At 63.2% G+C, this 12,419-nt stretch carries 13 protein-coding genes; 8 read left to right on the top strand and 5 right to left on the bottom strand.

All coding sequences use genetic code 11. From position 1 onward, the window contains the following. Positions 1-20 precede the first annotated feature (20 nt). Genes coaE through B6S01_RS08945 form a run of 4 tightly spaced genes read right to left on the bottom strand, consistent with a single transcriptional unit; the run spans position 21 to position 2,868 of the window. Entirely contained in the window at positions 21-614 is a 594-nt protein-coding gene (gene coaE, locus B6S01_RS08960) for a dephospho-CoA kinase (protein WP_037469009.1), read from the bottom strand. Positions 615-618: 4 nt separating this feature from the next. Then, a complete protein-coding gene (locus B6S01_RS08955; RefSeq protein WP_081570450.1) occupies positions 619-1,428 on the bottom strand; it encodes a shikimate dehydrogenase family protein in 810 nt (269 codons plus the stop codon). A 22-nt stretch (positions 1,429-1,450) separates the two neighbouring features. After that, positions 1,451-2,044, bottom strand: coding sequence for a Maf family protein (locus B6S01_RS08950; RefSeq protein ID WP_037469003.1), 594 nt, complete (start codon positions 2,042-2,044; stop codon positions 1,451-1,453). After that, positions 2,041-2,868, bottom strand: a complete 828-nt coding sequence (locus B6S01_RS08945) for a pyruvate, water dikinase regulatory protein (protein WP_037469002.1) — start codon at positions 2,866-2,868, stop codon at positions 2,041-2,043. The genes B6S01_RS08950 and B6S01_RS08945 overlap by 4 nt, the downstream gene beginning before the upstream one ends. 289 nt (positions 2,869-3,157) lie before the next feature. Here B6S01_RS08945 and hemE point away from each other — a divergent pair, with 289 nt between their 5' ends. After that, the gene (gene hemE, locus B6S01_RS08940) at positions 3,158-4,219 is read left to right on the top strand and encodes a uroporphyrinogen decarboxylase (RefSeq protein ID WP_037469000.1); all 1,062 of its coding nucleotides are present in this window, start codon (positions 3,158-3,160) and stop codon (positions 4,217-4,219) included. Further along, the gene (locus B6S01_RS08935) at positions 4,219-4,659 is read left to right on the top strand and encodes a CopD family protein (RefSeq protein WP_037468996.1); all 441 of its coding nucleotides are present in this window, start codon (positions 4,219-4,221) and stop codon (positions 4,657-4,659) included. The genes hemE and B6S01_RS08935 overlap by 1 nt, the downstream gene beginning before the upstream one ends. Before the next feature lie 82 nt (positions 4,660-4,741). On the opposite strand, the gene panC is transcribed toward B6S01_RS08935, so the two are convergent. After that, positions 4,742-5,587, bottom strand: coding sequence for a pantoate--beta-alanine ligase (panC, locus tag B6S01_RS08930; RefSeq protein WP_037468994.1), 846 nt, complete (start codon positions 5,585-5,587; stop codon positions 4,742-4,744). Between the two features lie 103 nt (positions 5,588-5,690). Between panC and B6S01_RS08925 the strand changes: the two genes are divergently transcribed. The 6 genes from B6S01_RS08925 (at position 5,691) to B6S01_RS08900 (ending at position 12,311) form a co-directional block, all read left to right on the top strand. Further along, positions 5,691-6,500 (top strand): division plane positioning ATPase MipZ, encoded by an 810-nt coding sequence (locus B6S01_RS08925; RefSeq protein ID WP_037468993.1) that lies wholly within the window; start codon positions 5,691-5,693, stop codon positions 6,498-6,500. Then, complete coding sequence (locus B6S01_RS08920) at positions 6,501-6,944, top strand: J domain-containing protein (protein WP_037468990.1); 444 nt, start codon at positions 6,501-6,503, stop codon at positions 6,942-6,944. A gap of 22 nt (positions 6,945-6,966) precedes the next feature. Further along, a complete protein-coding gene (gene pgmG, locus B6S01_RS08915) occupies positions 6,967-8,337 on the top strand; it encodes a phosphoglucomutase/phosphomannomutase PgmG (protein ID WP_037468988.1) in 1,371 nt (456 codons plus the stop codon). A 313-nt stretch (positions 8,338-8,650) separates the two neighbouring features. Beyond that, the gene (locus tag B6S01_RS08910; RefSeq protein WP_037468985.1) at positions 8,651-9,949 is read left to right on the top strand and encodes an OmpP1/FadL family transporter; all 1,299 of its coding nucleotides are present in this window, start codon (positions 8,651-8,653) and stop codon (positions 9,947-9,949) included. A 65-nt stretch (positions 9,950-10,014) separates the two neighbouring features. Then, a complete protein-coding gene (ispG, locus tag B6S01_RS08905) occupies positions 10,015-11,175 on the top strand; it encodes a flavodoxin-dependent (E)-4-hydroxy-3-methylbut-2-enyl-diphosphate synthase (protein WP_037468982.1) in 1,161 nt (386 codons plus the stop codon). A gap of 212 nt (positions 11,176-11,387) precedes the next feature. Further along, a complete protein-coding gene (locus tag B6S01_RS08900; protein WP_037469181.1) occupies positions 11,388-12,311 on the top strand; it encodes a DMT family transporter in 924 nt (307 codons plus the stop codon). Positions 12,312-12,419: the final 108 nt, after the last annotated feature.

Here is a 12,419-nt window from a genome sequence, read left to right as displayed (position 1 = left end):
CGACTCTGCCGGACTTGTTCTTATCGACCTGTCTTCGCACCAAGGCAAGCGACCAAGCGCCTTACCTGGGCCCGCGTTTCGGCGAAAGTCGTCCCGCTATTGATGATATAGTCAGCCCGCCGCCGCTTTTCAGCATCCGGCGTCTGCAAACGCAGAATTTTGCGGAATTTGGCTGGAGTCATGCCCGCGCGCGCCAGCACGCGTTTGCGCTGTTTCCACGCAGGCGCGCTCACGACGATGACGCCGGCCAGCATGCGTTCGCTATGCTTTTCATAGAGCAGCGGGATATCGAGCACGACAAAGGCGCGCGACCGGTGACGGCGCAGGAACGCGATCCGCTCTTCCCGGACGGCAGGATGGACGATCGCCTCCAGCGCTTTCAGCTCCTGGGGATGGCCGAATACCGCCGCGCCCAGTTTCGGGCGATCGACGCCCCTGGGTCCGGTCGTCCCCGGAAAGCGCGCCTCGATCGCGGGCAACAGCCTGCCGCCCGGCCCTTGCAGCCGATGCACGGCGGCATCCGCGTCGAACACGGGAACGCCCTCCCGCTGCAACATGGCGGCAACAGCGGATTTCCCCATGCCGATCGAACCGGTCAGGCCATAGATCTTCATCGCTTCACGCCGCCAGCAGCAAGGCCCGCAATTCCTCGTCCCGGTCGCGCGGCGCCTCTGCGTCAAAGAATATGTCGAAGGCGAGCGCCGCCTGCCCGATCAGCATCTCCAGCCCGTCCAGCGCCTTCAAACCTCGCGCCCGCGCGGCCTTGAGCAACCCGGTCTCCAGCGGCGCATAGACGATGTCATAAACCGTCGCATCCTGGACAAGCGGGGCAAGATCCAGATCCAGCCCCGGCTGACCCACCATGCCCAGGGAACTGGTGTTGACCAGCAGGTCCGCGGCGGGAAGCGGGTCAGCCATTCCGATGACGCGCCCCTTCACCTTCGCCCGGTCGAGGAGCGCCTGCCCCTTGGCCGGGTCGCGCGCCATCACCGTGATGTCCGGCACGCCCAGGCTGGTGAGCGCAAACAGGATCGCGCGCGCTGCACCGCCCGCGCCGACCAGAACCGCGCTCGTCCCCTTCCACTTGTCGCGCAACAAGGGTTGCAGGAACCCGCCCGCATCGGTGTTGGTGCCGATCAATGGCCCGCCGGTTTCGCTGGCGATCGTGTTCATCGCCCCGATCCGCTCGCGCACGCCGCCCGGATCGTCGGTATAGTCCATCACCGCGATCTTGTGGGGCAAGGTGACGTTGCACCCCAGCCAGTCGGGATCGGATCGCCGCTCAAGGAAATAGGCGGCCAATCCCTCCGCTGTCACATGAGTCTTGCGATACTCCGCCTCGATCCCCAGGCAGTCGAGCCAGAAATTGTGGATCAGCGGCGATTTGCTGTGCGCGATCGGATCGCCGATCACCTCGGCATAGGGCAGGGGGCATAGGGTAGCTTGTCGGTCATGACGGCAGAACGCCCCGGATGCGCAGAAAGTCAAGCAGCGGCAGCAACGGCAATCCCTGAATCGCGAACTGGCTGCCCTCGACTTTCGCGAACAGCTGCGCGCCCGGCCCCTCGATCCGATAGCATCCGACGCACCATTGGCACTGGTCCCAATCCTGATCGAGATAAGCATCGATAAACGCGTCCGACAAAGACCGCACCGTCATTCGCACCCGCTCGATATGCCGCCAGATCGGCTCGCCGTTCAGCACCATCACCGCCGCGCTGTGCAAATGATGCACCCGGCCCGACAACAGGCGCAGGATGCGCGCGGCATCCTCCCGGTCCACCGCCTTGTCGATCATCGACCCGTCGTCCAGGCTCAGCGTCTGGTCACAGCCCAGCACCAGCCCGCCCGGCACGCGCTGCGACACGCGCAATGCCTTCAACTCCGCCAGCGCGTCGGCCAGCGCCCGGGCGTCCAGCCCGTCGGCCCGCAACGCTTCCTTGGCCGCTTCCTCGTCCACGCCGGGCGACAACGCCTCGAACGACACGCCCGCCGCGCCCAACAGCGCGCGGCGGCTCGCGCTTTGCGATGCCAGCACGATCATGCGTCACTTCCTTCCGCCAGCACGCGGTCGTTGAACAGGTTTATGATGGCCGCCGCCGCTTCCTCGATCGACCGGCGGGTCATGTCGATCACCGGCCAGCCATTGTCGGCGAACATGCGCCGGGCAAAGGCGAGTTCCTCCTGCACCTTGTCCAGATTGACATAGCTGGTCTCGGGCGCCTGGTTCAATGAAAGCAGCCGGTTGCGGCGAATCTGCACCAGCCGTTCCGGGCTGACGGTCAGGCCGACGACCATCGGATGCTTTAGTGCAAACAGGCTGCGCGGCGGCGGCGACTGCACGACCAGCGGGATGTTCGCCGTCTTGTACCCGCGATTGGCAAGATAGATGGACGTCGGCGTCTTGGACGCGCGCGACACGCCCGCCAGCACGATGTCGGCTTCCTCCCAATTTTCGTGCCCCACGCCGTCATCATGGGCGATGGTGAACTGAATAGCCTCGATCCGGGCGAAATAGGCTTCGTCGAGAATATGTTTGCGGCCCGGACGGTTGCGCGTTTCCTGCCCCAATATGTTGGACAGCGCGTCCGTTACGCTGTCGAGCGCCGCGACATGCGGCAGGCCCAGCGCCCGGCACCGGGTTTCCAGCCGTCGCCGCAGCTGGTGATTGGACAGGGTGAACAGCACCAGTCCCGGGTTGGCGGCGATCTCCTCCATGATCCGGTCCAGGTGAAGATCGGACCTGACCATCGGCCAGAAATGCCTTACCGCCTCGACATTCTCAAACGCGCCGATGGCCGCCTTGGCGATGTTCTCCAGGGTCTCGCCGGTGGAGTCCGACAACAGATGCAGGTGGATACGCGACATGACGCATATCTCTGTGTGGAGCCTGTGGATAAAGCAAGGGATAGGTTGCGGGTAAAAATACCCCTTTTGGATAGCACCCACTAGCCGGAATCTTATCCACATGCCCCCAACAGGCCGTCATTTTCATCCACAGCCTGTGGGTAACGTGGACAAGTGGATTGAATCGGTCCCGAATCCCTGACCTTGAAGAGTCAAGCTGTTGGCAAAACGGGGCACAGCGCATAAACCCCGCTGCCAAGCGCCCTACTATCATCATCATCCTTCTAAGAATCTAATTATAAGAGAGTATATGACGGGACCAGATGCCGGCCTTTCCACCGGAACCACCAAGCCGCTGCTTTCGGTGCTGAAGGGTGAATGTCCCGCCGTGCCGCCCATGTGGCTGATGCGTCAGGCGGGTCGTTATCTCCCCGAATATCGCGCCTTGCGGGCTGAAAAGGGCGGCTTCCTGGAACTGGTCTATGACAGCGCCGCCGCCGCCGAGGTCACGCTCCAGCCGCTGCGCCGCTTCGGCTTTGACGGCGCGATCCTCTTTTCCGACATTCTCATCGTCCCCTACGCCATGGGCCAGGACCTGTGGTTCGAAACGGGGGAGGGGCCTCGCCTGGCGCCAATCCTCAGTGAAACGGATCTCTCCGCGCTCAAACCCGATCTTGGCCGCTATGAGGCGGTCTATGAAACGGTGCGGCAGGTGAAGGCGGCGCTTGACCCGTCTGTCACTTTCCTGGGCTTTGCAGGCAGCCCCTGGACCATTTCCACCTATATGGTCGCCGGGCAGGGCAGCAAGGATCAGGGCGCGGCCCGACGCCTCGCCTATCAGGATCCAGAACGCTTCGGCGCGATCATCGACGCAATCGTCGATTCCACCGTCCTTTACCTTTCCGGCCAGATTCAGGCCGGTGTCGAAGCGGTGCAGCTGTTCGACAGCTGGGCAGGCAGCCTTTCGCCGCTCCAGTTCGAACGCTGGGTTATCGAACCCAATCGCCGCATCGTCGAAAAGCTCAAGGCCCTGCATCCCGCCATTCCCGTCATCGGCTTTCCCAAGGGCGCGGGCGCAAAACTGGCCGACTATGCCGCCGGCACCGGCGTCGATGCGATCGGCGTCGACGAAACCGTCGATCCGCACTGGGCCAACCGCGTCCTGCCCCAGGGGCTGCCGGTGCAGGGGAATCTGGATCCGCTGGCGCTGATCGCCGGGGGCAGGGCGGTGGAGGAATCCATCGACAATATTCGCGCGGCCTTTGCGGGCCGTCCGCATATCCTCAATCTTGGCCATGGCATCCTGCCTGACACGCCCATTGCGCATGTCGAAGCGTTGATCGCCTATGTCCGGCAAGGAAAGGACAGCTGATGCCCTATCTCGGCGCCGCCTATCTGTGGGTGAAGGCCGCCCATCTCATCTTCGTCATCTTCCTGATGGCGGGGCTGTTCATGATGCCGCGTTTCTTCGTCTATCATCACCAATGCGCCGTGGGATCTGACGAGGACAAGAAATGGATCGACCGCGAAAGGCGGTTGCTGAAAATCATCCTCAACCCGTCGCTCATCCTGGTCTGGGTCTTCGGCCTCATGCTGATGGTCGAAATAGGCGCGTGGCATTTCGGCTGGTTTCACCTGAAACTGCTCTTTGTCCTGGGCCTGTCCGCCTATCATGGCTGGATCGCGGGCTATGTGAAGAAGCTCGCCGCAGGTCAGCGTCCGATGACCGAGAAGAACCTGCGCCTCATCAACGAAGTGCCGGGAATCGCGGCGGCGGTGATCGTTGTCGCCGTAATCGTCAGACCCTTCTGACTCTCGGCATACCGTCCATTTCGGCCGTCATCCCAGCGAAAGCTGGGATCTCGCGCCCCGACGCGGAGTGCCAGAGACGCCGTTACAAAGGCTCGACCGCGATATTGTCGATCAATCGCGTCCGCCCCAGCTTCGCCGCGCCCAGCAGGCGGGCGGGGCGGTCGAGCACGCTCATTGGCTCCAGCGTCACTGCATCGCACAGCGACACATAGTCGATAGGGTCAAATCCATGAGCGGCCAGCATCGTGATCGCCTTGGCGATGGCGGAATCGACGGTCGCGCCCTTTTCCATCTGCCGCGCCGCTTCGCCCAGCGCGCGGGGCAGGGCCAGCGCGGCCTTGCGCTCATCCTCGCTCAGATAGGCGTTGCGCGATGACAGGGCCAGGCCATCTTCTGCCCGCTGCGTCGGCACGCCGATGATTTCGATGGGCATGTCCAGGTCGCGCACCATCTGGCGGATCATGGCGAGCTGCTGATAATCCTTCTCGCCGAACAGCGCGACATGGGGCTGTACCTGGTTCAGCAGCTTGGAAACGACCGTCGCGACGCCGTCAAAATGACCCGGCCGCGCTGCTCCGTCCAGCCCTTCGGTCACGCCGGACACGGAAATATTGGTCGCATAGCCCTTGGGGTACATGACCTCGGGCGTGGGCGCCCACAATATGTCGACGCCCGCCGTCTGTAACATCTGCGCGTCCTTGGCCTCGCGGCGCGGATAGCTGTCCAGATCCTCGTTCGCCCCGAACTGGCGCGGATTGACGAAGATCGACACCACCACATGCCCGGCATGTCGCCGCGCCTCCTCCACCAGCGCCATATGGCCTTCATGCAGCGCGCCCATGGTGGGCACCAGCGCGACAGGCCGTCCGTCGCTTTTCAGGGCGTCAATCGCGGATCGCAGGGTGGACAAGTCACGCAGGGTTTGCACGGGACGGATGGCTCCGATAAGGCAGCGGTCAATGGGAATATCCCGCTAAAGCCATGACCGGGCAACAGGGTCAAGAATCGTTGCGATAATAACGGGGGTATCAATGGGTCCGAATGCCCACGCGCATCATATCGTCTTCGCCAATGAAAAGGGCGGGACCGGCAAATCCACGACGGCGGTTCACACCGCCATCGCGTTGACGGCGCTGGGGCACAGGGTCGGCATGATCGATCTCGACCCGCGCCAGCGCACTGTCACCCGCTACATGGAAAACCGCGCCGAAACCGCCCGGCGTCGCGGCATAGACCTGCCCGCGCCCGATTTCGCCGTGTTTCAGGGCGATACGGTAGAGGCGCTGGAGGAACAGACCGCAGCGCTTGCGCAGGGCAAGGATTTTCTGGTCGTCGATACGCCCGGCCGCGACGATGTGTTCGCCCGCCACATGGCCGCCCGCGCGCATACGCTGGTGACGCCGATGAACGACAGTTTCGTCGATTTCGACCTGATCGGCCAGGTGGACGCCGAAACCTTCAAGGTGCGCCGCCTGTCCTTTTATTCCGAACTCATCTTCGAAGCGCGCAAGACGCGGGCAAAGGCCGACGGCGTCTCGATCGACTGGGTCGTCCTGCGCAACCGCGTCCAGCATCATGACGCCCGCAACAAGAAGCGCGTGGGCGACGCCCTGATGGAACTGTCCCGCCGCGTCGGATTCCGCGTGATTCCGGGCCTCTCGGAACGCGTCATCTTCCGTGAGCTTTTCCCCTCGGGCCTCACCCTGCTGGACAAGGGGCATCTGGGCGACCTGGGCGTCAGCCATATCGCCGCCCGCCAGGAACTGCGCGAAATGGTGTCTGGGCTTTCCTTGCCAGCCCGGGAGGAAACGGCGTCGTTCGATCTGCTCGGCGCGGCCTAGGTGGGCCTGTTCGCCATTCTGTTTCTCGGGCTTGCGGCCTGGCTCATCTGGACGGGACGGTTGCAGCGCATGAGCGTGAAGGACGGAATGGTGCTGGGCGCCGCGCTGGTTGGCGCGGTGATGGCGGCCAAGGGCAAACCGATCGCGGCCGCGCCCTTGCTGATGGGAGCGGCCTACTTCTTCTTCAATCAGGCAAAGAAGAAGCCAAAGGCCGTGCGTTCGAAACCGCCATCGCCTGAGGCCCTCAGCCTCGAAAGAGCGCGCGCGCTGCTGGGCGTTGGGCCAGATGCCGACGCGAATGCGATTCGCGCGGCGCACCGGCGTCTGATCGCCTCGGTCCATCCCGACCGTGGCGGGATCGAAGCACTGGCGGCGGAAATCAACGCCGCCCGCGACCTGCTGCTGGCCCAGGCAGCGGAAAAGGACGCGTCAGGCCGGGGCTGATGCGATAGAAGGGGGCATGTCGATGGCCCACCGCTTCCACCCCTCGCTGCTGCGCGAATATGACATGCGCGGCGTATTCGGCGACACGCTGTACGAGCGCGATGCCCATGCCGTCGGCCGCAGCTTCGGCACGCTGGTCAGGCGGCGCGGCGGATCAAGGGTGGTGATCGGCCGCGACGGTCGGCTGAGTTCGCCTCGCCTCGAATCCGCGCTCGCCGACGGCCTTGCCCAAAGCGGCGTGGATGTGCTGCGCATCGGCATCGGCCCCACGCCAATGCTCTATTATGCCGAGGCGGTTCTGGACGTCGATGGCGGCATTCAGATAACCGGCAGCCATAATCCCGCCGATCACAATGGCTTCAAGCTGGTATTGGCGCATGAACCCTTTTTTGGCGCGGACATTACCCGGCTCGGCAGCATCGCGGCGGACGGCGATTGGGAAGAAGGCAGCGGAAGGGTCGAGAGCATCGACATCATGGACGGCTATGTCGCCCGGCTGCTGCAAGGGTTTGCAGGTGCGCCCTGCCGCATCGGATGGGACGCTGGCAATGGCGCGGCTGGCCCTGTGATCGACAAGCTCGTCCAGTTGTTGCCGGGTGAGCATCATACGCTCTTCACCGAAATAGACGGTAATTTTCCCCATCATCACCCCGACCCCACGATCGAGGCGAATCTGCAGGATCTGCGCGCCCTTGTCCTTTCAAACAATCTCCATTTCGGAGTGGCTTTCGACGGCGACGGCGACCGTATTGGGGTGATCGATGGCAGGGGGCGGATTATCCAGGGCGACCAGCTGCTCGGTCTGTTCGCCGAACTGGTCCTGAAAAACCGGCCCGGCGCGACGATCGTTGCCGATGTGAAGTCCAGCCAGGCGCTGTTCGACCATGTCGCCGCGCTTGGCGGCCGACCGCTCATGTGGAAGACCGGGCACAGCCACATCAAATCCAAGATGAAGGAAGTTGGCAGTCCGCTGGGGGGCGAGATGACGGGCCACATCATGTTCGCGGACGATTATTATGGCTTCGACGACGGTCTTTACGCTGCGATCCGGCTGATCCGTGCCGCGAGCGAGTCCGGCGAGACGATCGCTGCCCTTCACGACCATATGCCCGTCATGCTGAACACCCCGGAACTGCGCTTTCGCGTTGAGGAAAGCCGCAAGTTCGGAATCGTGGAGGAGATTCTGTCCCGCCTGCGCGTGGAGGGTGCGCGCGTCGATGAAACGGACGGTGCGCGCGTCGCTTCCGATTCTGGCTGGTGGCTCCTGCGGGCGTCCAATACGCAGGCCGAACTGGTGGCCAGGCTGGAGGCGCATGACAATGATGGACTGGAGCGCCTTCGCACCCAATTACTCTCGCAACTGCGGCAGTCAGGGGTCGTTCCGAACGGCTGAACGACCCGTCGATATTGATGGGTCGCAGAAATTCGCGATGCGCTTCAATCGCTTTACCTTACGGAACCATGGCATTTCAGCGACGATTGCATGAAACGCAATCAAGCCTCCATCTTTCGCAGTTGCGGCATGCCGGGTCGAAAGGCAGAAGGAACGGGCCTTTCAGGCATCCTCTCCTAAAACTTTCCAAGCCGTCCTTCGGGGCGGCTTTTTTTTGTTCATTCGCAACAGAGACAAGTTTTTACGTTGCTGAACTGGAAATTAACCATATCGCTGCTATTCGCTGCCCGGATTAATTTAGAGAGGTTCTTCAATGGTCTTCCGCCGCAGTGCAGCCGCCTGCTTCCTGACCGCAGCCGCCATGGCGGCTCCCGCCCCGGCAATCGCTGGCGGCTTCTACCTGCAGGAACAATCGCCCAAGGAAACCGGCCGCGCGCTTGCCGGCGGTGCGGCGGCGGCTGACGATCCATCCACCGTTTATTTCAACCCCGCCGCTATGACCCAGTTGCCCGGCATCCAGATGTCGGCGGGAAGCGTCATGCTGTTCGCATCAACGGCGCAGGACAATCGCGGCACGAACCGCACCGTCCCCGGTCTTCCCGGTTCCGTGCCGGTATCCGGGGGTTCAGGCGGCAATCCCTTCGCCAGCCTGATCCCCGTACCCAGCTTTCATGCGACGGGACAGGTCACCGACCGGCTCTGGCTGGGCTTGAGCGTAACCGCGCCCTTCGGGCTGAAGCTGGATTATGATCCGGATTTCTTCGGCCGTTACGATTCCCTTCATACCGACCTTAAAACCTATAATGTCCAGCCTTCCTTCGCCTACCGGATCAGCGACAGCTTCTCGATCGGCGGCGGCGTGGATGTGCAATATGCCAAGGTGCTGCTGACCAACGCCCTGCCCAACCTGTCACCGCTTGATTCCGACGGCATGTCCCGCGTCAAGGGCGACGACCTGTCGCTGGGCTGGAACGCGGGGCTTTTCTACACCAATGGCGTCACCAATTTCGGCGTCCACTACCGGTCTGGAATGGATCACCATATCGAGGGCAGCTCGACCCTGTCGGGCCTGCTCGGCCCGCTTGCCGCCGTCAACGGAACGACGCCCGCATCCTCCGCGCTTCGCTTGCCCGACATCGTCACGTTCAGCATGATGCACCGGTTGACGCCGCGCGCCCGTGCGATGGTAACCGCGCGCTGGTATAATTGGTCGGTTTTCCGCGATATCTCGATAACGTCCGGCACCGGCACATCGGTCAAGGAATCGGAATATCGCGACAGTTTCAGCGTCAGCGCAGGCGGCGAATATGATGTCAGCCCCGCTTTGACGTTGCGCGCGGGCACGATGTTCGACCGCACGCCCACCAATCCCCAATATCAATCGACCCGCGTGCCCGATGGCGACCGTGTCTGGCTGTCCGCCGGGACCAGCTGGAATATGTCGCCCGCGCTGACGGTCAATTTCAGCTATGCGCATAATTTCATCGAACAGGCGACGGTGATCCGGCCCGACCGATTTTATTCAGGGTCGGCCAGTGTGACCGCGACCACTCTGTCGCGCGTCAGCGGAAATGTGGATCAGATCGCCGCGTCGGTCACGGCGCGCTTTTAACAGCGCGGTTTCAACTGGGGCCGGGAATCACTATAGGGGCTTCATCATCATGGAGCCCCTCGTTCATGTCCGACCATAATCCCGGCCTTCGCCCCTGGCGCGACATCGCTCGCCGCCAATGCCGCCAGATCATGGTCGGCAACGTGCCCGTGGGCGGCGGTGCGCCCGTCACGGTCCAGACCATGACCAACACGCCGACCCATGACGTCAAGGCGACCGTGGATCAGATCCGCCGGTGCGAGGAAGTGGGCGTGGACATCATCCGCGTGTCCTGCCCCGATGAGGAATCGACCGCGGCGCTGAAGCAGATCGTCCGCGCCGCCCGCGTGCCGATCGTCGCCGACATTCATTTCCATTATAAGCGCGCTCTGGAAGCAGCCGATGCGGGCGCGGCCTGCCTGCGCATCAATCCCGGCAATATCGGCAGCGAAGCGCGGGTGAAGGAAGTGGTCGACGCTGCCAAGGCCAATGGCTGCGCGATCCGCATCGGCGTCAATGCCGGCTCCCTTGAAAAGGATCTGCTCGAAAAATATGGCGAACCTTGTCCCGAGGCGCTGGTCGAAAGCGCGCTCGACCATATCAAGCTGCTCCAGGACCAGGATTTCCACGAATATAAGGTCGCGGTTAAGGCAAGCGACGTATTCCTTGCCGTCGCCGCCTATATGCAGCTTGCCGAAGCGGTCGATTGCCCCCTGCATCTGGGCATTACCGAAGCGGGCGGGCTGATCGGCGGCACGGTGAAAAGCGCGATCGGCATCGGCAACCTGCTCTGGGCCGGGGTCGGCGACACGATCCGCGTTTCCCTGTCCGCCGAACCGGAAGAAGAAGTGCGCGTCGGCTATGAGATTCTGAAGTCCCTCGGCATCCGCACGCGCGGGGTCAAGGTGATTTCCTGCCCCAGCTGCGCGCGGCAGGGTTTCGACGTGATCCGCACTGTTCAGGCGCTGGAGGAACGTCTCCAGCATATCCACACGCCGCTGTCGCTCTCGGTCCTGGGCTGCGTGGTCAATGGTCCCGGCGAAGCGCGCGAAACCGACATTGGCCTGACCGGCGGCGGCGCGGGCAAGCATATGGTCTATCTTTCCGGCCTGACCGATCACACGATCCAGGACGAAGGCATGATCGACCATATCGTCAATCTGGTCGAAGCCAAGGCGGCGGAGATCGAGGCGGCGAAGCTGGAAGCGGAAACCACCGACGCGGGCAACGCAGAGGCGGCGGAATAGGGCAGGGGGTTTTCCGGCCCGCGATCGCTTGTGGCGGACCGACCAATCGCTCTTGTAACAATTAGCTTGCTCACTATCACTCCCGGTCGGGCCGAGCCTGTCGAAGCCCCTTCCGAACGCCAGTGGAAAGCAGCAGTCGAAAGAGCCTTTTCTTCTTCGTCCCCACCCGCGAAACATCGCGCCCCTTCCACCGCCACAGCGATGTCATGAACATGACCCAGTCCCGCTCTCTCGCCGTCCCTTTCGCCGTCTGCTGGGCTGCGGTCGCGCTTTTCGCCGTCATGGACGCGATGATGAAGGGGCTCAGCCTGTCGATCGGCCTTTTCAACGCGCTGTTCTGGCGCGCGCTGACCGGCAGTCTGCTCGGCCTTGCCCTCATGCTCATCACCCGCCGTCGCTGGCCGGAACGGGCGGTGCTGCGGCTGCATCTGCTGCGCGGCAGCGTTGTCGCCTTGATGGCCAGCCTCTTCTTCTGGGCGCTCATGCGCATGCCCCTGGCCGAAGCCATCGCCTTGTCCTTCATCGCTCCGCTGATCGCCCTGTATCTCGCGGCGCTCCTATTGGGGGAACGGATCGAGCGCGCCGCTGTCGCGGCATCGCTGCTCGGGCTTGCGGGCGTCGGAGTGATCCTCTCGGGCCGGATGCAGGGCAGCTATGACTGGGACGCCCTGCTGGGCGCGGGCGCCGTGCTGCTGTCGGCCGTCCTTTTTGCCTGGAACCTCATCATCCAGCGGCAACAGGCGCAACTCGCCTCCCCGGTCGAAGTCGCCTTCTTCCAGCATCTTGTGATGTTCGGTCTGTTTGGCCTGTGCTTCCTCGTCGCCCGGTTGCTCCCGGGCGTCGCGCTGTTGCGGCTCGACATGCCCCAAGCGCACGCCTGGCTGCTGATCGCCACGGCCGCCGCGCTCGCCTTCACCTCGCTCGCCGCTTTCGCCTGGGCCTATGCGCGGGCAGAGGCGCAATATCTGATCCCGGTGGAATATACCGCCTTCATCTGGGCGGCGATCATCGGCTGGCTGGCCTTTGGCGAACGGGTCACCTTCTCCACCATCGCGGGGGCCGTGCTGATCGTCGCGGGTTGCCTGATCGCCGCGCGCATCAGGCGCCCGATCGAAATGCATGAAGGAATCGCATAGCGCTTCACCGACGGCCAAAACCGTTTCATTTCGCCAATTCATTCACGCATTCGACCAGGACGAGCCGAAAGCCCGGACTCTTGACGCGGACTCCCCGCTCGGCGCATT

The sequence above is a fragment of the Sphingobium herbicidovorans genome (genome assembly GCF_002080435.1).
Lineage (GTDB): Bacteria > Pseudomonadota > Alphaproteobacteria > Sphingomonadales > Sphingomonadaceae > Sphingobium > Sphingobium herbicidovorans.
Note: the sequence above shows the minus strand (reverse complement) of the source record. Positions and strands in the feature narration are given on the sequence as shown.

Excerpts from the sequence above, each read along its gene's own strand:
- coaE (WP_037469009.1), bottom strand. The coding sequence starts at position 614 with ATGAAGATCTATGGCCTGACCGGTTCGATCGGCATGGGGAAATCCGCT.
- B6S01_RS08950 (WP_037469003.1), bottom strand. The coding sequence starts at position 2,044 with ATGATCGTGCTGGCATCGCAAAGCGCGAGCCGCCGCGCGCTGTTGGGC.
- B6S01_RS08945 (WP_037469002.1), bottom strand. The coding sequence starts at position 2,868 with ATGTCGCGTATCCACCTGCATCTGTTGTCGGACTCCACCGGCGAGACC.
- hemE (WP_037469000.1), top strand. The coding sequence starts at position 3,158 with ATGACGGGACCAGATGCCGGCCTTTCCACCGGAACCACCAAGCCGCTG.
- B6S01_RS08935 (WP_037468996.1), top strand. The coding sequence starts at position 4,219 with ATGCCCTATCTCGGCGCCGCCTATCTGTGGGTGAAGGCCGCCCATCTC.
- B6S01_RS08925 (WP_037468993.1), top strand. The coding sequence starts at position 5,691 with ATGGGTCCGAATGCCCACGCGCATCATATCGTCTTCGCCAATGAAAAG.
- pgmG (WP_037468988.1), top strand. The coding sequence starts at position 6,967 with ATGGCCCACCGCTTCCACCCCTCGCTGCTGCGCGAATATGACATGCGC.
- B6S01_RS08910 (WP_037468985.1), top strand. The coding sequence starts at position 8,651 with ATGGTCTTCCGCCGCAGTGCAGCCGCCTGCTTCCTGACCGCAGCCGCC.
- ispG (WP_037468982.1), top strand. The coding sequence starts at position 10,015 with ATGTCCGACCATAATCCCGGCCTTCGCCCCTGGCGCGACATCGCTCGC.
- B6S01_RS08900 (WP_037469181.1), top strand. The coding sequence starts at position 11,388 with ATGACCCAGTCCCGCTCTCTCGCCGTCCCTTTCGCCGTCTGCTGGGCT.